17 protein-coding genes are annotated in these 21564 nt (G+C 69.5%); 10 read left to right on the plus strand and 7 right to left on the minus strand.

Annotation, left to right across the window (positions count from 1 at the left end; genetic code table 11):
• Positions 1-18: 18 nt before the first annotated feature.
• Positions 19-2925, plus strand: a complete 2907-nt coding sequence (gcvP, locus tag I3V78_RS17610) for an aminomethyl-transferring glycine dehydrogenase (RefSeq protein WP_204489628.1) — start codon at positions 19-21, stop codon at positions 2923-2925.
• A 70-nt stretch (positions 2926-2995) separates the two neighbouring features.
• On the opposite strand, the gene I3V78_RS17615 is transcribed toward gcvP, so the two are convergent.
• The 3 genes from I3V78_RS17615 to I3V78_RS17625 form a co-directional block, all read right to left on the minus strand.
• Positions 2996-4831 (minus strand): ATP-binding protein, encoded by a 1836-nt coding sequence (locus I3V78_RS17615; RefSeq protein WP_204489630.1) that lies wholly within the window; start codon positions 4829-4831, stop codon positions 2996-2998.
• Positions 4832-4953: 122 nt separating this feature from the next.
• Positions 4954-5868: a manganese catalase family protein gene (locus I3V78_RS17620; protein WP_239577956.1), complete on the minus strand. Its 915-nt coding sequence runs from the start codon at positions 5866-5868 to the stop codon at positions 4954-4956.
• A 178-nt stretch (positions 5869-6046) separates the two neighbouring features.
• Entirely contained in the window at positions 6047-7138 is a 1092-nt protein-coding gene (locus I3V78_RS17625; RefSeq protein ID WP_239576472.1) for a Gfo/Idh/MocA family protein, read from the minus strand.
• A gap of 96 nt (positions 7139-7234) precedes the next feature.
• Here I3V78_RS17625 and I3V78_RS17630 point away from each other — a divergent pair, with 96 nt between their 5' ends.
• From I3V78_RS17630 to I3V78_RS17645, 4 genes are all read left to right on the plus strand, one after another.
• Positions 7235-8419 (plus strand): ABC transporter substrate-binding protein, encoded by a 1185-nt coding sequence (locus tag I3V78_RS17630; protein ID WP_204489635.1) that lies wholly within the window; start codon positions 7235-7237, stop codon positions 8417-8419.
• 491 nt (positions 8420-8910) lie between these two features.
• Entirely contained in the window at positions 8911-9273 is a 363-nt protein-coding gene (locus I3V78_RS17635) for a hypothetical protein (protein WP_204489637.1), read from the plus strand.
• Between the two features lie 80 nt (positions 9274-9353).
• Complete coding sequence (locus I3V78_RS17640) at positions 9354-9902, plus strand: hypothetical protein (protein WP_204489640.1); 549 nt, start codon at positions 9354-9356, stop codon at positions 9900-9902.
• The gene (locus tag I3V78_RS17645; protein WP_204489642.1) at positions 9899-10870 is read left to right on the plus strand and encodes a hypothetical protein; all 972 of its coding nucleotides are present in this window, start codon (positions 9899-9901) and stop codon (positions 10868-10870) included. The genes I3V78_RS17640 and I3V78_RS17645 overlap by 4 nt, the downstream gene beginning before the upstream one ends.
• Positions 10871-10881: 11 nt before the next feature.
• Here the strand turns inward: I3V78_RS17645 and I3V78_RS17650 are convergent, their stop codons facing one another.
• The 3 genes from I3V78_RS17650 to I3V78_RS17660 form a co-directional block, all read right to left on the minus strand.
• Positions 10882-11097, minus strand: coding sequence for a cold-shock protein (locus tag I3V78_RS17650; protein WP_204489643.1), 216 nt, complete (start codon positions 11095-11097; stop codon positions 10882-10884).
• 110 nt (positions 11098-11207) lie between these two features.
• Positions 11208-13901: a hypothetical protein gene (locus I3V78_RS17655; RefSeq protein WP_204489644.1), complete on the minus strand. Its 2694-nt coding sequence runs from the start codon at positions 13899-13901 to the stop codon at positions 11208-11210.
• A gap of 30 nt (positions 13902-13931) precedes the next feature.
• Positions 13932-14807: a LysR family transcriptional regulator gene (locus I3V78_RS17660; protein WP_204489645.1), complete on the minus strand. Its 876-nt coding sequence runs from the start codon at positions 14805-14807 to the stop codon at positions 13932-13934.
• Positions 14808-14949: 142 nt separating this feature from the next.
• Between I3V78_RS17660 and I3V78_RS17665 the strand changes: the two genes are divergently transcribed.
• The 5 genes from I3V78_RS17665 (at position 14950) to I3V78_RS17685 (ending at position 19505) form a co-directional block, all read left to right on the plus strand.
• Positions 14950-15909: an alcohol dehydrogenase catalytic domain-containing protein gene (locus I3V78_RS17665; protein ID WP_204489646.1), complete on the plus strand. Its 960-nt coding sequence runs from the start codon at positions 14950-14952 to the stop codon at positions 15907-15909.
• 74 nt (positions 15910-15983) lie between these two features.
• Entirely contained in the window at positions 15984-16838 is an 855-nt protein-coding gene (locus I3V78_RS17670) for a hypothetical protein (protein ID WP_204489647.1), read from the plus strand.
• 106 nt (positions 16839-16944) lie between these two features.
• Positions 16945-17274 (plus strand): hypothetical protein, encoded by a 330-nt coding sequence (locus tag I3V78_RS17675; protein ID WP_204489648.1) that lies wholly within the window; start codon positions 16945-16947, stop codon positions 17272-17274.
• A gap of 53 nt (positions 17275-17327) precedes the next feature.
• On the plus strand, positions 17328-17909 hold the full coding sequence (locus I3V78_RS17680) for a hypothetical protein (protein ID WP_204489649.1): 582 nt from the start codon (positions 17328-17330) through the stop codon (positions 17907-17909).
• A 33-nt stretch (positions 17910-17942) separates the two neighbouring features.
• Positions 17943-19505 carry a CehA/McbA family metallohydrolase gene (locus I3V78_RS17685; protein ID WP_204489650.1) on the plus strand — a complete coding sequence of 521 codons (1563 nt, stop codon included), beginning with the start codon at positions 17943-17945 and terminating at the stop codon, positions 19503-19505.
• On the opposite strand, the gene I3V78_RS17690 is transcribed toward I3V78_RS17685, so the two are convergent.
• Positions 19468-21513 carry a TonB-dependent receptor domain-containing protein gene (locus I3V78_RS17690; protein WP_204489651.1) on the minus strand — a complete coding sequence of 682 codons (2046 nt, stop codon included), beginning with the start codon at positions 21511-21513 and terminating at the stop codon, positions 19468-19470. The two genes, I3V78_RS17685 and I3V78_RS17690, sit on opposite strands and share 38 nt — an antisense overlap.
• Positions 21514-21564 lie beyond the last annotated feature (51 nt).

Consider the following 21564-nt stretch of genomic DNA (forward strand, 5'->3'; position numbering starts at 1 on the left):
CGCGAGTGCTCGATACCTATGTCCTTGAACTGGAAATACCAGGAGTCGTTCGCTGACCGGCACATCGGGCCGGATGAGAAGGAACTGCAGGGGATGCTCCAGACCCTGGGCCTGGGCTCGCTCGACGAGCTCATCGACCAGACGGTCCCCCCCGCCATCCGCTCGAAGGAACCCTTGAAGATGGAGGGGCCCCGGAGTGAGCAGGACGCGCTCGCCACGCTGGAGGCGCTCGCGGCCAAGAATCAGCTCTTCCGCTCGTTCATCGGCATGGGCTACTCCGACACCCAGACGCCGCTCGTCATCCTGCGCAACATCCTGCAGAACCCGGGCTGGTACACCCAGTACACGCCCTACCAGGCGGAGATCGCCCAGGGCCGTCTGGAGGCGCTGCTCAACTACCAGACCATGGTGATGGACCTCACCGGCCTGGAGGTGGCCAACGCCTCGCTGCTCGACGAGGGCACCGCCGCGGCCGAGGCCATGGCCATGGCGCTCGCGCTGTACAAGGGCGACGACTCGGCGGCCTTCTTCGTGTCCGACGCGTGCCACCCCCAGACCCTGGACGTCGTGCGCACCCGCGCCGAGCCCCTGGGCGTGGAGGTGGTGGTGGGGGACCACCGCACGCTGGACCTGGGCGCCCGGAAGTTCTTCGGCGGGCTCGTGCAGTACCCGGCCACCGATGGCGTCATCCACGACTACCGCGCCTTCGGCGAGAAGCTGCACGCGGCGGGCGCGCTCTTCATCGTCGCCACGGACCTGCTGGCGCTCACGCTCCTGCCCGCGCCGGGCGAGTTCGGCGCGGACGTGGCGGTGGGCAGCGCCCAGCGCTTCGGCGTGCCCATGGGCTACGGCGGCCCGCACGCGGCCTTCTTCGCCACCAAGCACGCCTACACCCGCGTGATGCCCGGCCGCATCATCGGCGTGTCCGAGGACGCCCAGGGCCACCGCGCCCTGCGCATGGCGCTGCAGACGCGCGAGCAGCACATCCGCCGCGAGAAGGCCACGAGCAACATCTGCACCGCGCAGGTGCTGCTGGCCATCATGGCGAGCATGTACGCCGTGTACCACGGGCCCCGGGGCCTCAAGGCCATCGCCGAGCGCGTGCACGGGCTCACCGTGCTGCTCGCGCGGGGGCTGGCCAAGCTTGGCTACGGCGCCGCGCACGAGCACTTCTTCGACACGCTGCGCGTGGAGACCGCGCCGTCCACGGTGCGCGTGCTGCTGTCCGGCGCCGAGGCCAAGGCCATGAACTTCCGCCGCATCGACGAGCGGACGATCGGCCTGAGCCTGGACGAGACGACGCGCGCCTCGGACGTGGAGGCCATCCTCTCCGTGTTCGCCAACGTGCGCGCGGCCGGCGTCACGCCGGACCTCGAGGCGCTGGGGGCGGACCTCCAGAGCCCGCTGCCCGCGAGCTTCCAGCGCACGAGCGCCTACCTCACGCACCCCGTCTTCAACACCCACCACTCCGAGACGGAGATGCTGCGCTACATCCGCCGGCTCGAGTCGCGCGACCTGTCGCTCACGCACTCGATGATTCCGCTCGGCTCGTGCACCATGAAGCTCAACGCCACCGCGGAGATGGTGCCGGTGACGTGGCCGCAGTTCGGCAAGCTGCACCCCTTCGCCCCGGGCTCCCAGGCGGCGGGCTACCGCGCCCTGTTCGAGCAGCTGGAGCAGATGCTCGCCGCGGTGACGGGCTTCTCCGGCGTGTCCCTGCAGCCCAACGCGGGCAGCCAGGGCGAGCTCGCGGGCCTGCTCGTCATCCGCGCCTACCAGCAGCACCTGGGCCAGTCCCACCGCGACGTGTGCCTCATCCCCTCGTCGGCGCACGGCACCAACCCGGCCTCGGCGGTGATGGCGGGCTACAAGGTCGTCGTCGTCAAGTGCGACGAGAGCGGCAACATCGACGTGGCGGACCTGCGCGCCAAGGCCGAGGAGCACCAGGTCAACCTGGCCGCCCTCATGGTGACCTACCCGTCCACGCACGGCGTGTTCGAGGAGGACATCAAGGAGATCTGCGCCATCGTCCACTCGCGCGGCGGCCAGGTGTACATGGACGGCGCCAACCTCAACGCGCAGGTGGGCCTGACCAAGCCGGCGGAGATCGGCGCGGACGTGTGCCACATCAACCTGCACAAGACGTTCTGCATCCCCCACGGCGGTGGCGGCCCGGGCATGGGTCCCATCTGCGTGGCGAGCCACCTGACGCGCTTCCTGCCGGGCCACCCGGTGGTGGCCACGGGCGGCAACGAGAGCATCGGCGCCATCTCCGCGGCCCCCTGGGGCAGCGCGAGCATCCTGGTCATCTCGTGGATGTACATCGCGATGATGGGCGGCGAGGGGCTCACCCGGGCCACGCGCCTGGCCATCCTCAACGCCAACTACATCGCCGAGCGGCTCCAGCCGCACTACCCGGTGCTGTACCGGGGCAAGCGGGGCCGCGTGGCGCACGAGTGCATCGTGGACCTGCGCCCGCTCAAGAAGACGACGGGCATCGAGGTGGAGGACGTGGCCAAGCGGCTCATGGACTACGGCTTCCACGCCCCCACGGTGTCCTTCCCCGTGGCCGGCACGCTGATGATCGAGCCCACGGAGAGCGAGTCCCAGGTGGAGATCGATCGGCTGTGTGACGCGCTCATCGCCATCCGCGGGGAGATCCGCGAGATCGAGGAGGGCCAGCAGCCCCGGGACAACAACGTGCTCAAGAACGCGCCGCACACCGCGCGTGTCATCACCGCGCCCGAGTGGAACCGTCCCTACTCGCGCGAGAAGGCCGCCTTCCCGATGCCCTGGGTGCGCGATGCCAAGTTCTGGCCGTCCGTGGGCCGCCTCAACGGCGCCCTGGGTGATCGCAAGCTCGTGTGCTCGTGCCCGCCCATCGAGGACTACCTGCCGCCGCCGGAGCCTTCCAAGGCCGCGTAGTCCTTCACGCATGTGATGAACCGAGGCCCTCTCTCCGGCGACGGAGGGAGGGCCTTTTCACGTCACGTTGTCAGGAGTTGCTCCTCGACTTGCCGCGTTTGCTGGCGGGAGGGAAGAGCGACAGTGTCTTGGTGTCCTTCTGGACGGGTGCGGAACGCCCAGGCGATGGAGGGGAGGACGATTGCTTGGCACGCGAACGCCGTTTGCCGGGGAACTTAGGCCCGGGGCCGTACTCCACGGACGGTCCCCGTTGCTGCTCGGAGATTTTGACCAGCAACTGGCGCTCCACCATGTCGGAAAGGATGTCGCGGGCCCGTTGCACATCCACATCGAAGAGGTTCTGCACGGTACGGTTGTTCACCTTTTCGTATTCACGAACATGGGTGATGACCTTTCGGTCCAACTCGTCCGTCGTACGCCGCTGGTAGTCCACGGCCGAACCGAGCTTCTTGAGCACCTCGCCGCGCAGTCGATAGTCAGGATGGGACAAGCGCGCGGTTTGCCGTGTGGCTTCCAGGATGTTGACGTCCTCGTGGGTCAATCGACGGAGGCTGACCTCGGTTTCTTCCACTGACCGCTGCAGCATGGGCGCCATGCCCGAGGCCGTGACGGTTTTGCTCCGACAGAGCCGGAAGAGGATCAGCAAGGTGTCCGTGTCATCTCGCTCCTGCTCGGGCAGCTGAGCGATGAACCGGGCGATCTGTGTTCTCGGCGCCCCCGACACCAGCTTGACCTCGACCTGCTCGAATGAAGCCTCGATGCGAGGAAGTTCACGGCCCGAACGGATCATCTCTCGGTACATCCGGTCCACGCCGCGTCCAGCTTCCTCGGCGAATCCCAGGGTGCGAGCTGCTTTGGCGAGCGTGCGGTTTCGTGGCTTGGGCGGATGCGTCAGGATGTTTTCCGGTGTCACCCCGGCAACGAGAGGACCAGGAGAAGCGACTGCGAATACCTGGGGAGAGTGGTCGATGAAGACAGGGCGCCGCAGTCCATAATCTTGATGGACGATGGCATTGGCGAGGGCTTCACGAATCGCCAGTTGAGGAAAATCCGAGATCTCAATCTGCTGTCCGTTGGGCAGCGAGACAGGTGTTTGATTGAGCCGAGCCTGGATCAGCCCAAGTATCTTCTCGAAAGCAAGGATGATCGGCGTTTCGATTCGCTCAATGGCGCGGGGTTCCCCGCCAGGCGTCTGCCGATAATGGTACTGGAGTAAGTGAGTGGCGCGTGTCTCACAAAAAAGCAACTCTCCAGCCCTGAGTAATTCACCCTGCTCGGAAACGACACCTAAGGCTGCGAGTAGATCGTGATCGTTGAGGCGGGCATACTTGCGCCGCGTCTCGTCCGTGAGGTTTGACAGGTTGCGGCGTGCTACATCCAGCGCTATTGGTGACGCATCGCTGAGCGGACGCCCACTGAGCTGGCTGGACCAATCGACATCCCGGCGGTCCTCTCTTAATCGAGCCACTTCCTCGGGGCTCATGATCCAACAGTCCTTCGCTACGCGACGCCGGGCACGGCCTTGCGTGTCCGCATGCACATCCAGGCCTAGAGGCACGAAAAGTAGGAGCAGCTGGACGTTGGAGACGTGGCGGATTTCCGCCTCGACGAGCAGACGAGGATTGCTGAGTTCGTAGATGCGCCTGCGGACCTCGTCGGGGTCGAGTTCTGTCCCCTTGAAAGCCAGAGGGCCGCTCTTCTTATCATCCACACCGATAACGATTGCGCCACCGTTGGCGTTCGCGAAGCAGACGGCGTCCCCCGCCAGGTCCTTCATGAAGTCCTTGGTTCCGCTCTGGCCCTGTTCCTTGAAGTCGAGAATCTCCGACTCCAACGTGCTTGCGACCGCTCCCCCGAGAACCCGCTCAAGGGCCAAGTCGACCGCATCCCGAATGTTCTTCGCCACGCTGGTCCTCCTGGGGGAGTTTGTGCCGAGTTTGTGCGAACCCTCTACTGTGCAGGGTGGTCACAAACTTGGCACAACCTCAAGGCCCATCGAGCTACGGCGAGAGCATCCGTGGGTGCTTCTCAATGCCGGGGCGCCTTGACCTTGTCCGGCGGCGTCATGCGCCCGCTGCCCGGGCCCGCGCCGAGGTCCGCGCCCGTGACGGGGTTGCTCGTCTCCTGGGATTGGGTGCGCCGCACGTTCTGCTGCAACACGGACAGTTCCTCGGGAGTGAGCCCGATCGAGGCCCGGCCGCTGCCGCCATCCACGGCGACCTGCTTCTCCCGGTCCGACACGTAGTCCCACTGCTCGCCCTCGTTCCACGAGCCGCGCATGTCTCCGGCGCCCTGGGACATGTTGTAGTAGGTGTCCGTGAACGCGGGCATGCCCGGCAGCTTGCCCGACGGGAAGTTGGGCTCGATGGCGTAGAGCGCCTTCTCGAACGACTTCTGGTGGGCGATCTCCCGCGTCATCAGGAAGCCCAGCGCCTCGCGCACGCCCGGGTCCGGCGTCAGGTTGATGAGGCGCTCGTAGACGATCTTCGCCCGTGCCTCCGCGGCGATGTTCGAGCGCAGGTCACACGTCGGGTCCCCGATGCTGTCCACGTACGCGGCCGTCCACGGCACACCGGCCGAGTTGGTGAGCGGCGGGCCGCCTCCGTAGAGCACCTGGGTGACGTGGCTGTCGTTGCCCGCGCCGGTGATGGAGCGGTACATGGACGCCTGCTCCTCCACGCCCTCCGCGAGCCGCCCCTTGGCGCCCTTGTTCAGCATGGCGACGATGGTGCCGATGATCTCCAGGTGGCTCAGCTCCTCGGTGGCGATGTCCAGGAGCAGGTCCTTGCGGCCGGGATCCTCCTCGGCGAGGGCCTGGGTGAAGTAGCGCATCGCCGCGGCGAGCTCGCCCTGCGGCCCTCCGAACTGCTCGAGCATGAGGCTGGCGAGGCCGGGGTTGGGCTCCGACACGCGCACGGTGTACTGCAACTGCTTGTTGTGCATGAACACGCGGGGTTCTCCGGGTGGAAGGTTTCTTCCCCACAGAGGTGGCCTTGATGGTTGGGTGTCGCAACCCACGCGTGTCCGATGCGAAGACGTCTGCTCGCCGCCGAGTCGGCGGGATGAGCGCCCGGGGCGCGGCTCTACTCAGCCCTCGGGCGCGTTTTATTCCCTCGGTGCGCTACCTGAGGCGCTGCCGCTGTCCCGTCCGAGCCGCCTCGAGGATGGCCTCGAGCATCCGGTGGCGCACCACCGCGTCCTCGAAGCTCGGGACCGAGCCGGGGTCCTCGGCATACTGGGCGTAGGCCTGGGCCACGTTGTAGGCGCTGCCCTCGGGGATGCCCGGCGCCGCGACATACCGCTCGGGAATGGGCACTGGGCCGAAGGGCCGCTCTCCGTTGCCGCCCGACAAGCGGGGCGCGGTCATCTGCAGGTGGCCCGCGTCGCCCGTGAGCACGAGGTCGCCCTTCGTGCCGTTGATCTCCCAGAGCAGGTTCGTGCCGCGGGACACGCCCCCCCGATAGTGGATGGAGGCCACCGCGCCCCCCGCGAGCACGCCGCAGACGAGCACCTGATCGGCCGTGCGCATCGGCCGGGTCTCGTTCGTTCCCGCCAGGCGGACTTCGTGGCGGCGGGTGGCCAGGGTCGCGCTGACCTCCTGGAACTCGCCGAGGCACCAGCACAGCGCGTCCACCGTGTGGCCGAAGGGGATGGAGAGCAGGGTGGCGCCGTTGCGCGCGTCGAGCAGGTAGAGGCCGGACGCGTCGGTGGTGTCGCCCCAGGCGCCTCCCGTCCCCACGAGGCTCGTGGACAGCACCTCGCCCACGAAGCCCTCGGCCACCAGGTCCCGCACGTAGCGCACGGCGGGCGCGGCCCGCGCCTGGAGGCCGACGATCGTCCTCACCCCGCGCTCCCGCGCGAGCGCCGCGAGCTGTTCGGCCTCCGCCAGGTCCTTGCCGAGCGGCCACTCGCAGTAGACGTCCTTGCCCGCGCGCAGCGCCGTCGTCACCAGCTCGTGGTGTTGGGGCACCTTGACGGAGACCACGGCCAGGTCCACCTCGGGCCGCGCCACCAGCTCCGCGGCGGTGTCGAAGGCCAGGGGGATGCCGAACGCGCGCGAGGCGGCGTCCGCGGACTCCCGTCGGCTGGTGCTCAGGGCCCGGAACTCGTAGGCGGGCAGGGCGCGCAGCGCGGGAATGTGCGCCGCCATGGCCCAGCCCCGATCCGGGCTCGCGCCGATGATGCCGACTCCAATGGGTCCGTTCTTCTTCATGGAATACCGCCTGGGGATGCGAGGGAGGTCCCCCCATAACGACGGCCAGGGGCTTCGCGCTTGCGCATCCGCCCGAAGCGTGGGGAGCATGGAGCGATGCGCCGTTGCGTTCCCGTGCTGCTCGCCGTGCTCACGTCCTGTCTGGCCGCCTGTGAGAAGAAGGCCTCGCCCGTGGCCGAGGCCGCTCCGCGGGCCGCGTCCGCGGAGGCCCCGTCCGCCGAGGCCCAGGAAGTCCTGCTCGGCGAGGTGGGCAGCCTCACTGGCGCCCAGGCCGTGTTCGGCGTCTCCAGCCGCAACGGCTTCGACATGGCGATGCGGGAGATCAACGCCGCGGGCGGGGTGAAGGGCAAGAAGCTCGCCCTGCGGGTCTACGACAGCCAGGGCCGGGCGGAGGATGGGGCGCAGGCCGTCACCCGGCTCATCACCCGGGACAAGGTGCTGCTCATCCTCGGCGAGGTGTCCTCCACCGTCTCCATGGCCATGGCGGAGAAGGCCCAGGCGGCCGGGGTGCCGATGATCAGCCACGCGGCCACCAACCCCGGCGTCACCGAGAAGGGGGACTACATCTTCCGCATCTGCTTCATCGATCCCTTCCAGGGCTATGTGATGGCGAAGTTCGCCCGCGAGGCCTTGAAGCTCGGCGAGGTGGCCCTGCTCCTGGACAACAAGAGCGACTACTCCATGGGGCTCGGCGAGGTCTTCACCAAGGACTTCACGCGGCTGGGCGGGAGGATCCTCGCCACGGAGACCTACGCGCAGGGGGACACGGACTTCCGCGCGCAGCTCACCGCGCTCAAGCAGAGCCGGCCCCAGGCCCTCTTCATTCCCGGCTACTACACCGATGTGGGCCTCATCGCCCGGCAGGCGCGTGAGCTGGGATTGACGCTGCCCCTGCTGGGCACGGATGGCTGGGAGGCGGAGACGCTGTTCGAGCTGGCCGGGTCCGCGCTGGAAGGCAGCTATTTCTCCTCGCCCTACGCCATGGACAGTCCAGAGCCGCGCATGCGCGCGTTCGTCCAGGCGTACCGGGCCCAGTACGCCAGGGCGCCGGACACCTCCGCGGTCCTGGCCTACGAGGCGACGAAGGTGGCCGCCGAGGCGCTCGAGCGCGCTCCGGACTGGAGCGGGCCCTCCCTGCGCGACGCCATCGCGAAGACCCGGGACTTCCAAGGCGTGACGGGCACCATCTCCCTGGACGCGCAGCGCAACGCCGTGAAGCCCGCCGTCGTACTCCAGGTGCGCGACGGCAAGGCCGAGTTCGTCACCACCGTCCACCCGTAGCGCCCCGCGCAAGGGGGTCCGACACGCGGGTGCACGGCGGTGCGTGACTCCAGGTCTATCTTTTTTTACTCTGGGTGGGTGTCCGCGCCCCGCATCTCCTGTGGGGGAAACAGGCCGCTGGGCGGGCGAGCAGGTCCGTGGGGGGGGCCGCACGTGAGGCGTTCATCCGCGCGGGCTTCGCTACGCGGGGCCCATTTTCTTGGATTCAGCGCCGGCGCGCTTTGTAAAAACAACCGCGCACGGGCACCAGGAGGAACCGGGTTCGCGCTACGTTTGGGTTCAGTGATTGGATTCAGGACCGACCGATTTTGAGCAGGATTTGAGGCCGCCCACGACTTCCCGCCCGCCGCCCGAGGGAAACGACTCAATCCTTGTCATGGCGTGCTTGCATGGGTTTGAGGCCATCCCCAACCTTCCCTCGAAGTCGAAGGATGACGTGCTGCAAGGTTGGAGTGACTGGAAGTCGAACCCATACATCAGGAGTCGGGCACATGAACGCGAATGGGAAGAAGACGGGTTTCCGGGTGGCGGCGCTCTTCGTGGTGGCGGGGGCCTCCATGGCCGTGGCGGCGGGCTCGTCATCGTCCGGTGAGGCGGTGGCGTACGATCAAGTGGTTCTGGTGAGCAAGGACGCGCCCTCGCAGCAGAGCGGCCATGACGAGGGCGGCGGCGACCGCGCCCTGTTCGACGACAGCTTCATCGGCGACGGCTTCATCGGCGGCGGGTTCATTGGCGGGAACGTTCTTGGCAATGACTTCTTCGGCGGCGGCGTCGTCAACGGCAGCATCGCCGGCGACGGTGGCATCGCGGGCAACACCAACGGCAACTCCCTGGGCAATCAGACGGGGGACTAGTGGCGCCTCGCATTCCCCGTGTCTCGGGGTCGAGGCGCGCGGTCCGCGCCTCGACCCCTCCACCTGACGAGGAGCACCGCATGCCACCGTCTTCGCCGCCGTTGAAGCCTGGATTCGTGCTCCTGTGTGCCCTGGCCGCCGTGCATCTGCTCCTGGTCCTCGTGGGCGCGGCGCACGTGCGGCTCTTTCCCGCCACGAGCACCCCCCATCAACTCCACATGGCCTACGGGGCGTGGACGGGTGCCACCAGTGGGTATGCCTTCTTCGCCCCGGGCATCAGCCAGGCCCATCGCATCTCCGTGGACCTGACGCTGCCCTCGGGTGAGGTGGTCCACGAACCCTTCCGCTTCTCGAACGACTCCCTGGACATCCGCGCCTACTCCATGGCCCTGCGCTTCAGTGCCTGGAACCGCAAGGCCGAGTACCAGGACAACCTCGCGCGAGCCTGGGCCGCGACCATGTTCGGCCGCCATCCCGAGGCCCGTCAGGCCACCGTCCGGGTGGAGAAGATGGAACTGCCCTCGATGGAGGCGTACCGGGCCGGCGAACGCCCGTCCTGGACCGAGCTGTACCGCGCCGATCTCGCCTTGCGTCCCACGCCGTCTTCCGCCCGGGCCTCCCTGCCATGAACCCTCCTCGCGCGTGGTTGTCACATGCTGGCCGGCGGGTGACCGCCTTCGTGTCGGCGCCTGTCTCGCCGCAGCCCCTGGGCGTGCTCCGGATTGGCGTGGCGCTGGTGCTCCTGCTCCAGGCCTGGTCCCTGGCGGATCACCTCACGCTGCTCTTTGGTGACCGGGGCCTGGCACCCTGGAGCCTCAGCGAGCCCATGGCCTCGCGCTGGATTCCGCGGCTCGGCACGGTGGTGCCCGTCCTCCAGCAATGGGGCCTGTCCGCGCGGGCCTGCATCGCGGGGCTCGCGGCCCTGTATGCCCTGGGATTGGTCGGATTGCTGCTGGGCTGGCGCACGCGCGTGTGCGCGGTGGGGGTCTGGATCCTTCACACCATCCTGGTCAGCAGTGGCACGCTGCTGGTGTATGGGTTGGAGACCTTCGCCCATATCAGTCTGTTCTATTGCGCGATCATGCCGGTGGGGGCTGCGTTCTCCCTGGACCGGCGCGCGGGGCGTGTCTCCGGGGAGCCCTCGCCGCACATCACCTTGAGCCTCCGGGTGCTGCAAGTGCACCTGTGCCTCATGTACTTCATGACGGGCTTCGAGAAGGCGCTCGGCGAGCCGTGGCAGCAGGGAGACGCGCTCTGGCGCATCCTCATGCAGCCGCAGTACTCGCGCTATGACTTCGCCTGGCTGGCGTCCGTGCCCTGGCTCACCAAGGCCCTGTCCTGGGGCACCCTGGTCGTGGAGATGGGCTACCCCTTCTTCGTCTGGTCGCGCCGGACGGGGGCGTTCTGGGTGGTGTTCACGCTCGGACTGCACGCGGGCATCGCGGTGTTCATGGGCCTGTGGATGTTCGGCGGCATCATGGGCGTGCTCACCTTCGCCGCCTTCGGCTGGGAGCGCTTCGAGCCCCTGTTGTCCCGCCTCGTCCGCCCGCGCTCCGGGCTGCTCCCCTCTCCGGGCGCTCCGGAGAGGGTGGGGTGAGGCCGGAGGCGTCAGCCCTCGACGCGGACCTTGTCCGCCTGCATGCCCTTCTGGCCCCGCACCGCCTCGTACGAGACCTTCTGGCCCTCCTGCAGGCTCTTGAAGCCCGTACTCTCGATGGCGCGGAAGTGGACGAACAGATCCTCCCCGCCACCTTCGGGGGTGATGAAGCCGAAACCCTTCGCGTCATTGAACCACTTCACGGTGCCCGTCTGCCGATTGGCCATGGTCTTGCTCCCTTACCCCTCAGGGGTGAACCCAGACTGGGTCTGGGACGGTGAACATTGCCCCTGGGCCGGGGGATGGCAAGAAACGCCGTCGAGGATCGGACCGAAGGTCAGAAGCGCATCACCCGCCAGGCCGGCGTCTTCTGCTGCCGCTCCTTCGCCTCCTCCTTCTTCTGCTCCTCGGGCGTGGGTGGAGGCGGCGGCGCGGGGGCGGCCGCGTCGTAGTCCGGCGGCTTCACCTCGAAGCCGTCGTTGTCGATGTCCAGCTCGGCGATCTGGTGCTTGTCGTCGGTGACGGCCTCGATGATGCCGCCGATGATGGCCGTGCCAATCCCGATGAGCGGCGCGACCACGACCGCGGCCGGTCCACTCAGGGCGATGGCCGCCCCGAGCCCCGCCGCGCCTCCGACGATGCCCACCGCGCCCTTGGCGATCTGTCCGGTGTGGCCGCCATCCACGCCCTTCTTGATGTCCATGGCGCCGTTGAAGATGTCCAGGCCCGGGCCCGCCACGGCGCCCAGCGCCCGGCTCGCCCCGCCCATCTTGCCGATCGTCTTGGCGATGGCCGAGCCCGTCGAGGAGGAGCCCTCGAGCGCGTCCAGGGCGGGGGAGGCGAGCTTGTTGACGATGGACTTGTCGTAGGGGTTGTTGCCCTTGATGCGGTCGAGCACCGTCAGGCCATCGGCCACGAGGTTGCCCGCGCCCCAGGCGGTGGACAGCGCGCCGGCGATGATGTCCGCCTTGTTGCCCGAGCGGATGCCCGCGGCCAGGTTCATGGCGCCGCTGGCCGCGCCCAGCGCGTTGCTCGCCATCTTGGTGCCCGTGCGCGCATCCCGCACCTCGGTGAGCGAGTCGCGCACCGGATCGATGCCGAAGAGGTTGCGCACGCCCGGGGGCAGGGGCGTGTTGCCCGCCTTGTCCTGGATGAACTCCATGGCGTCCAGCGCCTTGACGCCCACGTGGTCCACGTAGGCCTTCACCGTGTCCACGCTGGACGTGGTGGCCTTGAGCGCCAGGTCGCGCGCGGTCTCGTTGTTGTCGAACAGGGCGGGGTCGTCGACGTTGCGCGGATCCTTGCCGCCAGGGCCGGAGATCGAAAGCGACTCGCCCTGCTCGTTCAGGGTGGAGATGGCCTGGGTGCCGTCATCCCCCGTCATGGTCGTCTTCGTGCCCAGCAGCTGGATGCCCTCGGCGTCGATGCGGGACGTGTCCTCCTTGAGCGCCGTGGAGCTCTTGCCCTCCTTCGTGTACTTGCTCTCGGTGGCCTCGTGGTGCACGAGGCCGTCCTTCGTCTGCTCGGTGCGGCTCTGGTAGTGCGCCTCTTCCTTCGAGCCGTCGGCGTTGACGCGCTTCATGTCCGAGCGCTCCACCGAGCCGTCCTTGCCGTACTTGCGCGAGGACTCGCCGCCCACGTCCACCAGGTCCTCCATCTTCTTGGAGTCGGGCTTGAACGTCTTGCCGGCGAACTTCTCGGTGACGGTGTCGCCCTCGCGCTTCTTGTCCGTGACGACGGTGGCCTTGGGGAAGCCCTCCACGCCCGTCTGGGTGCGCAGCTCGTCCGGACTGTTCTTCCACTCGGTGTACCAGCGCTTGGGGGGCTGGCCCTTGTCTTGCGCCTCGTTCGCGTCGAAGCGCTTCTCGAAGCCCGTCTTGACGTTGTGGTCGCGGACCTTCTCGAGGTCCTCGCGGTTGTGCGGCTCGTTCTTGACGGTGTCCTTGTAGAAGCGCGGCGTGTAGGAGCCGCCGCCCCGGCCCACGTTGTGGCGCGTCTCGTCCTTGAGCGCCGTGTCCACCACCGAGGTGGTCTGGTAGTTCTCCTGGGCGAAGCGCTGGGTGCGCTGGTAGGTGGGCTCCGCCTGCTTGCCGTCCTGGGGCGCCGGGATGCTGTAGGTGTAGGTGTCGGCGCGATCCACCGGCTTGTCGAAGTCGAAGTGGCCCTCGAGCTTGTCGTCGATGCCCTTGTCGCCCTTCTGCTGGAAGTACTCGGTGCGACTGCCGCTCACGGCGCCGCCCCGCTGCGAGTACTGCTCGACGGTGAGCGTGTCGTCCTTCGTGCTCACCGTGCTGTCCGAGTAGCCGTACATGGGATCGCGTGACTTGCCGATCTCGTCGAAGGACTTGAGCGCCCCGGTCTCGTTCTGGTCGTTCTTCCACTCGGCGCGCTGCACGCGGGTGCTGCCATCGCCTCGCACCTCGCTCTGCTCGCGGTGGTTGACGCCGTCCTTGAAGGACGCCGAGTCGAGCGTCACCGCGCCGTTGTCGCCCCGCGTGGCCAGCGTGCGCTCGGTCACCTTGCCGTCGTCGTCGTGGCGCAGCAGCTCCACCTGCGTGTCCGAGTTCTTCTTCACCTCGGTGTTGGCCGGCACGTCCTTCTTGCCGTCCGCCATGGCGAACAGGTCGTCGCCCTGGCGGGTCGTCTCGTCCTTGAGCGTCTTCTGCGCCTCCGTGACGTCGGTGCGATCCTTGGCCACGGTCTGGATCTCCAGCTCCGCCTTGGCCTTGTCCTCGCCGGACGTCACGGGCGGCAGGTTGGCCGGGGGCTTGGCCTCCACCTTCGTGTCTCCCTTGGCGCCCTGGACGCCCTTGGCCACGGTGGCCAGGGCATTGCCCATCGCGGAGGCGTCGAAGCCGTCCTTCACCTCCAGCGGCCTGGCGGCCTTGGGGTCGGCGGCCTTGGGATCGACGGCCTTCGCCACGCCCTGGGCGAGCGCGGTCGCCACGGACTTGACCTCGGGCTTCTCCTCCGGCGCGGGCGTGGGAGGAGGCGGGAGCGGGATGGAACGGTTGATGGGACCGACGGCCATGGGAACTCCGGGGGAAGAACCGGAGGCATGCTACCCCGGATCGAGCAGCTCCTTGAGCCGCGCGGCGACGACCTGGACCGCGGCGCGCTCCCAGGCCTCGGGCTGGATGACGAGCCACATGGCGCGGCGTGGCAGGTCGGGCAGATCGAAGAGCTTCTCCAAATCCTTCTCCACCTGGCCCCAGAGGGTGGGCAGCACCGCCAGGCCCACGCCCCCGCGAACGGCGGCCATCAGCGCGGGCATGCTGTTGGTGCGCAGGCAGATGCGCGTGTCCGGGAGTGCTTCCAGCCAGCGCGCCTCGGGCAGCAGGGCCAGCTCCGCGCCCGTCACCAGCAGATCATGTCCCGCGAGTTCCCGCTCGTTCCGGGGTCGGCCCCGTTGCCGCAGGTAGGCCGGCGCGCCGTACATCGCGAAGCCCTGGGCGGGAAACGCGCGCACCTTGAGGTTGGCGCCCTCGGGCTTGCTCACCCGCACCGCCAGGTCCGCCTCGCCTCGCGTCAGGTCCACCGGGCGGTTGCCCCCGAGCAGTTCCAACACCAGGCCCGGGTGCTCGTCCTTGAGCGAGCACAGCCCCCGGTCCACCAGGTACGCCGCCAGGGCCTCCGTGGTGGCGATGCGCACCGTGCCGGCCACCGTCTCCGCGGGCGTCAGCTCGCCGCCCACCAGCCGCGTGAGCTCGGGCGCGAGCTTCTCCAGGCGCCGCCGCAATTGCTCTCCCGCCGCCGAGGGCCGCAATCCCTCACGCGTGCGCAGGAAGAGCCGCACGCGCAGCGAGCGCTCCAGGGCTTGAATGCGGCGCCCGGCGGTGGAAGCATTCACCCCCAACTGCCGCGCCGCGGTGGCGAGCGTGCCGTGCTTCGCCACCGCGAGGAAGAAGCGCAAGTCGTCCCAGCTCGTGTCCTGCATTGGTGCAATGCAGTCTGGCACGAATGCACGTCGACGGTCAGGCCCTCCCGGCGCTACTCACGGGGCCATGACTTCCACCTATCGCGCCGTTGTCTTGAAACACAAGGGCGGTCTCGAAGCCCTTGAGCTCAAAGAATTGCCCTTGGAGCCCCCAGGTCCCGGACAGGTGCGGGTGCGGGTGCGCGCCGGCGGGGTGGGCTTCACCGACATCATCATGCGCCGGGGCTACTACCCCTACGCGCCGAAGTTTCCCTTCACCCCGGGCTACGAGGTGGTGGGGGACGTGGACGCGCTGGGCGCGGGCGTCACGCAGCTCAAGCCGGGCCAGCGGGTCGCGGCGCTCACCGTGCACGGGGGTTATGCGGAGTACCTCACCCGGGGCGCCGAGGAGTTCATCCCCGTGCCCGACGGGCTCGACGACGCGGAGGTGACGGCGCTCATCCTCAACTACGTGACGGCGTACCAGATGATCCACCGCTCCGCGCGCATCCAGCCGGGGCAGACCGCCCTGGTGACGGGAGCGGGCGGCGGCGTGGGCACGGCGCTGTTGCAACTGCTGCGCGTGGCGGGCGCCCGGGCGTACGGCGTGGACTCGGCGCCCAAGACCGAGGTGGTGCGCGAGCAGGGGGCGACCTTCGTCGACTACAAGCAGAAGCCGTTCGACCAGTCGGTGCGGGAGCTCGTGCCCGAGGGCGTGGACGTGGCCTTCGATGGCATTGGCGGCGCGAACATCTCCCGGTGCACGAGCGCGGTGCGCAAGGGCGGACAGGTCATCTCCTATGGCTTCACGAGCGCCGTGGGCCGCGATGGCGGCAGCGACAACCTGGGCAGCCTCACCGGCATGCTGTCGCTCTTCGTGGGCGCCAGGCTGCGGGGCCGCCGCCCGTCCTTCTACGGCATCACCCAGCTCTACCGGGAGAATCCCCAGCCCCTGCGCGAGGACCTGCCCAAGCTCTTCGAGCTGCTCGCGCGGCGCCAGGTGCGGCCGGTGATCGCCCAGCGGCTGCCCTTGCTGTCCGGCATCGAGGGCCAGGCGCTGCTCGAGCGGGGTGGGGTGCGCGGGAAGATCGTCCTGATGCGCGAGCTGTCCTCGGAGGGATGACCGCGGAGCGCCGTCACATCCGGGGGGCGGCGCCTCCGTCCTGGTGAAAGCAGCAGGCACCAGGAGGTCGCGTCGTGAGAGTCATGTTGGATGTCTATTCAGGTGTTCCCAACCCCATCTGGGAGCTGTCCGCGGACAAGGCCAAGGAGCTGGTGGATCGCCTCGCGGGCAAGGCCATCGACCCGCGCGCCGAGGCACCCAACGTCCTGGGGTTCCGGGGGTACGTCATCATGTCGGAGGGGGACGATCAGCTCGCGCGGGCGGGGCTGCCCTCGGACTTCCGCATCAACCTCCTGGCGCCCCTCGCCGGGTTCTCCCTCGACGAGGACGGCAAGGAGGCGCCGCCGGCCCCGCTGTCCGCGGAGTCCGAGGACACGGCGCTCTGGTTGTTGAGGACCGCGCGGGGGGTCGTGGATGACGAGCTCGCCCAGTTCGTGGAGCGGAGCATCCGGTCCTCGCCAGACACGGGGCCGGGAGGTGACCCGGGGGACAAGGCCGCGTGCGTCATCCAGAACACGCCCTACAACCCGTCCTTCTGGAACCAGCCCGGAACCCAGCCCTACAACAACTGCTACAACTACGCGATGAACTACCGCTCCAACACCTTCGCGCAGCCCGGCAGGATCTCCGGGCACCTGTACTCGAGCCTCACCTGCCCGAGCGTGGGAACCGCGGCGGACTGGGACGGCTGCAAGACCGTCTGCTCTGGGAGCAACAAGAACGTGGCGCTCGTCATCTGGCCGGGGCGGGACTACCACTGGTACCGCCGCCACTCGGAGGGCTTCTGGGGCCACAAGCCGGGCTCGACGGCCGCGCGCAACACGGACAACAGCGGCAACGTCATCTTCAATCCCCAGACGTGCAACCGGGGGCCCTACACGCAGTTCTGTGGCTACCGGTTCTCGCCCACCGGCATGAAGGTATCCTAGCGGCATGCCGGCTCCCTTCTCCTCGCGTCCCTGGCTCGTGCTCGTCCTGCTGGGGACGTCGTTGCTGTCGATGCGGTGCGCGAACCCGACGGCGAGGGCTCTTCCCGTGAGAGTCGAACTCAACATCTTCAGTGGTCTGCCCAACCCCAGTTGGGAGCTGTCTCCCCCGGAGGTCCAGGAGTTGGAGCGACGCCTGCAAGGCCTTCCACCCAGAGCCCAGGCGGTTCCGGGTGGAGGGCTGGGCTACTCGGGCTTCACGGTCTGGAACTCCAGCCGCGAGCCGGGCGCGTGGCAGCAGGTCCGCGTCTACCAGGGCGTGGAGATCACTCGGGGCCAGGAGCCCACGTCCTATGAGGACCTCCATGACCTGGAGGGATGGTTGTCCGAACAGGCCCGGTCGCGCGGCCATGGCGAGTTCGTCCCGGGCGGCGACTGAGCCACGTCCTGGCTGCGAGCGCACGCATGCCTGTCATCGTCTAGACTCACGCCATGGGCGTTCATGACTACCGGTGCAGTGTCTGTGGCGAGCCTGCTTCCTTCGAGTGTGGCGAGGACACGGGCGCGCCTTGCGAGGAGACGGGCTTCGGCAATGACGAGGCCGTGCTCGACTTGTTCTTCTTCGCCGCACCGGAGGCTCCCGACAGCCCCGAGGCCTTCGAGCAGGCGCGCGGCCGGGCCCGCCGCTTCGAGACGAAGGCGTATGGCTATGATTGGGGGGACTGGGAATTCCAGCCCAGCCTCAACTACCGGTATGTGCTCATGGGCCAGGGCGATCCAGTGGGCGTCTGGACCATCCCTCCCTACGAGGAGCGCATGGGAACCGAGGGCCATCCCGTCTCGCTCGACATCCCCGCGGGCGAGCGGGTGTGGGTGGTGAACTACTGTCCGCCGTGTCATGCGCTGTTCGCGGAAGGCACGCCGTCCGCGTCCGCTCCCTGTCTGGAATACCTGAGCGCCGTCGCCGACCACCTGGGCATGGAGGCCCAGGCGCCCCGGGGACGCGACGGCAAGGGCCCGTTCATCCAGGCGGTCCGTCAGCGCGTGGCGCGACGCCGTCCCGTGCGCCCGTAGGCGCGCCCGGGCCTCGGGTTAGGCTCCCGCGCCGTGCGTCTCCCGCTCCTGCTGCTGCTCCTCGTCCGTGGTGTCACCGACTCCCAGGTGCTGGAAGGGGAGGTGCCCGCCGAAGGCCGCTTCTTCGACGTGCCCTTCGAGATACCTCCGGGCACGGTGGAACTGGAGGTGCGTCATGAGAGCCTCGAGGGCGGCACCATCCTCGACTGGGGGCTGGAGGATCCTCACGGCTTCCGGGGGTATGGCGGCGGCAACCCCGAGTCGGCCCTGGTGGGCGAGCGGGCCGCGTCGCGCTCGTATCTCGCGGGACCGCTGCCGCCCGGCACCTGGCGGGTGACCGTGGGCAAGGCCAAGGTCGGCGCCACGCCCGCGCACTACCGCATCGAGATCCTCGCGCACACCCAGGCCACGCTGCCGCCCCAACCCGAGCGCCGGCCCTACCAGCCCGTGCCCGCGCTCTCGGCCGAGGCCCGCTGGTACGCGGGCGATCTCCACGTGCACTCGCGCGAGAGCGGGGACGCCCGGCCGCCCCTGGACGAGATCGCCACCTTCGCGCGCGGCCGGGGGCTCGACTTCGTCGTGCTCTCCGAGCACAACACCACGTCCACGCTCGACTTCCTCGGGGACGCCCAGGCGCGCCACCCCGGCGTGCTGCTCGTGCCGGGCATCGAGTACACCACCTACCAGGGCCACGCGAACGCCCTGGGCGCCACCGGCTACGTGCGCCCCCGGGTGAACGAGGGCCTCTCCCTCGACGAGGCGGTGGCGGCCTTCCGGGCCCAGGGTGCCCTCTTCTCCATCAACCACCCCACCTATGACGTGGGCGACCTGTGCATCGGCTGCGCGTGGCGGCTCGCCGTGCCCCCGGGCGGCGTGGACGCGATCGAAGTGGCCAATGGCGGCTGGGAGAAGCTGGGGCGTCTCTTCTCCGAGGGCGCGCTCGCCTACTGGGACTGGCTGCTCGCCCAGGGCCACCACACCGTGGCCGTGGGCGGCAGTGACGATCACCGCGCGGGCGTGGACCTGGACTTCACCCAGAGCCCGCTGGGCAGTCCCACCACGCTGGTGTTCGCGCGGGAGTTGAGCGTGGCCGCGCTGCTCGACGGCATCCGCCAGGGCCGCACGGTGGTGAAGCTCCAGGGGCCGGAGGATCCCATGGTGGTGCTCGACAGCGACGTGCCGCCCACGGGGGACACCGTGCTCGCCGAGAGGGCCCGACTGCATGCCCGCGTCACCGGGGCCCGGGGCCACCAGGTGCGCTTCGTCCACAACGGCGTGCGACTGCCCCTCGTGGACGTGGACTCGGACGACTTCACGCTGACACGCGAGGTCTCCGCCCCCGCCAGGGGCGAGGATCGCTTCCGCGTGGAGGTGTGGGTGAACGCGCATCCCCGCTCCGTCACCAGCCATCTCTGGGTGACGCGGTCCGCCGACCAGCGGGGCACCCCGGGCCCCGTGCCTCCGGACGAGCCGGCCTCGGCGTGTGGCTGTGGCGCGGCGCCCGGGGCGGGCGGCGGCCTGTTGCTCCTGCTGCTCTGGGGTCCGCGACGCCGGGGCGTCAGTACCGGGCCCGGACGCCCAACGAGGGCAGGGTGATGGGCGGCAGACCGGCGGGCGCGCGCACGAGGCCGCGGGGGCCGACGCCGTACGTGTAGCGGAAGGTCTCCCGCGTCAGCGAGAGGTTGAGCACGTCCAGCCAGGCCTCCAGCGCCACGGGGCCCCAGCGGCCCGTCTTGCTCACCCGCCCGTCCACCCGGACGTAGGCCGGCAGCCGCGCCACCCGGTCGCGATCCTCGGGAATCCACCGGGGCGTGCCTGTCTCCGCGTCCACGCCCGCGCGCTGCGTGGCGGAGAACAGCAGGCCCCCGGCCTCGGGCGCCCCGGTGTTGACGTGCAGCGTGGTGCCCACGGTGAGCCCCCAGGGCAGCTTCACGGTGAGCGCCGCGTTGAGCACGTGGGCCTGCTCCAGCGGCGAGGCCACGGGGCGCACGTCCGTGGCCACCCCCTGGCCCGTGTCGTCCCGGCGCTCCACGCGCGTGTCCAGCGTCCGCCGCTGGTACGTATACGCCCCGAGCACCGCCCACCGCTCGGACAGCGCGCGCCGCACGAGCAGCTCCACGCCATGGCCCTGGCCCTCCGCGGTGCGCAGCCGGCCCCGCGCCGCGGGGTCATCCACCGCGAGATCGAAGCCTCGCGCGTCCAGGGTCACCGTGCGCACGGCGGGCTGGACGAACACGCCCGCGCCGAAGGTGAAGCCCGCCGGGCCCAGGATGTCCGCGCCCGCGTCCACCTGCACCACGCGCTGCAAACCCAGTCGGAGCGCCGCCGCCTCCACGCCCGGCGCATCCACGAGGTGGGCGGGGGCCTGGTGCGCCACCCCCGCGCCCAGCCGCAAGGCCGCCCGATCCGAGAGCGCCACCCGCGCATGCAGGCGGGGCTCGATGACTCCCGTGCTCACGTCCGGCGCCAGGCGGTAGCCGTCCACGCGCAGGCCCGGCGTGAGCCGCCAGCGACCGTGGTGCCAGGTGGCTTGGGCGTACGCGCCCGCGAGCGTGGTGCGCGCGAGCCGTTGATCCGAGCGGGTGGTGACGAGGGGCCGCCCGGGATCGCCCGCCTCGCCCGGACGGAAGGAGGTGGCCTGCGCCACGTCCACGTGCCGCCGCTCCACGTCCGCGCCCGTCTCCACGATGACGTCCTGTCCGAGCCGGGCCCGCCACCGCAGCCGTCCCCCGAGCGAGCGCTCGCGCAGGTCCAGGCCCACGCGCGAGGCCTCTCCGCCGCCCAGGGCCGAGAGGGTGTCCTGACCCCAGGTGAGCGCGGCCTCCAGCTCACCGTGGGCCAGCGGGTGGGTGAGGCGCGTGTCCACCCGGAGGAAGCGCACGCCCCCGCGCACGACGTCTCCGGGCCCGGTGAGGCCCGCGTCGTCCACGCCGCCCAGGGCCAGCAGCCGCAGCGTGCCCCGGCCCACCGTCTGGGTGACGCGCGCCTGGCCGTCGAACAGGCCGAGCACCAACGCGGGGCTCTGGGGGCCGCGGGAGGCGTTGAGGATTTTCGCCGCGAGCCAGGGCAGGGAGGCGAAGCGGCCCGAGAGGGTGAGCTCCGTGCCGGTGGTGGGGAGGGGCACCTGGGCGAGCACTCCGAGGGTGAGCAGCTCCAGGGTCGCGGCCACGTGCACGCCCTCGGCGCGGGGCGGCAGGAGCCGCACGTCCACGAGGCCCCCCACGTCCCGGCCAAAGCGCGCGGGCGCGGGCCCCGCATAGAAGTCGAGGCCGGCGAGCAGCTCGGGGTTCACCGTGGCGGGCCCCACCCACAGGTGCTGGACGTGGGGCACCCGCACGCCGTCCACGTAGAAGGCCGTGGCGGAGGGCGCCGCGCCGCGCACCACGGGCAGGCCCGCGCCGGAGACGACGTGGCTCACCCCGGGCAGCCACAGCAGCGCCCGGAAAGGCTCGTTCCCGGTGCCCGCGAGTCCGCGCAGCTCGGCGGCCTCGAAGGTGAGGGGCGGCGCCTCCGGAAGTGGGGACGTGTCGGCCCGGGCGAGCGCTCCCACGAGGAGGACGAGCACGGGGAGCAGGCGGAGGCGGTTCTTCCGGGACGGAGTCAAGAAGTGAAATCTACCATCGCCGTGGAAGTCCGAGCCTTCTCGAAATCCTGG

It is taken from the genome of Archangium primigenium (assembly GCF_016904885.1).
Taxonomy (GTDB): Bacteria; Myxococcota; Myxococcia; order Myxococcales; family Myxococcaceae; genus Cystobacter; species Cystobacter primigenius.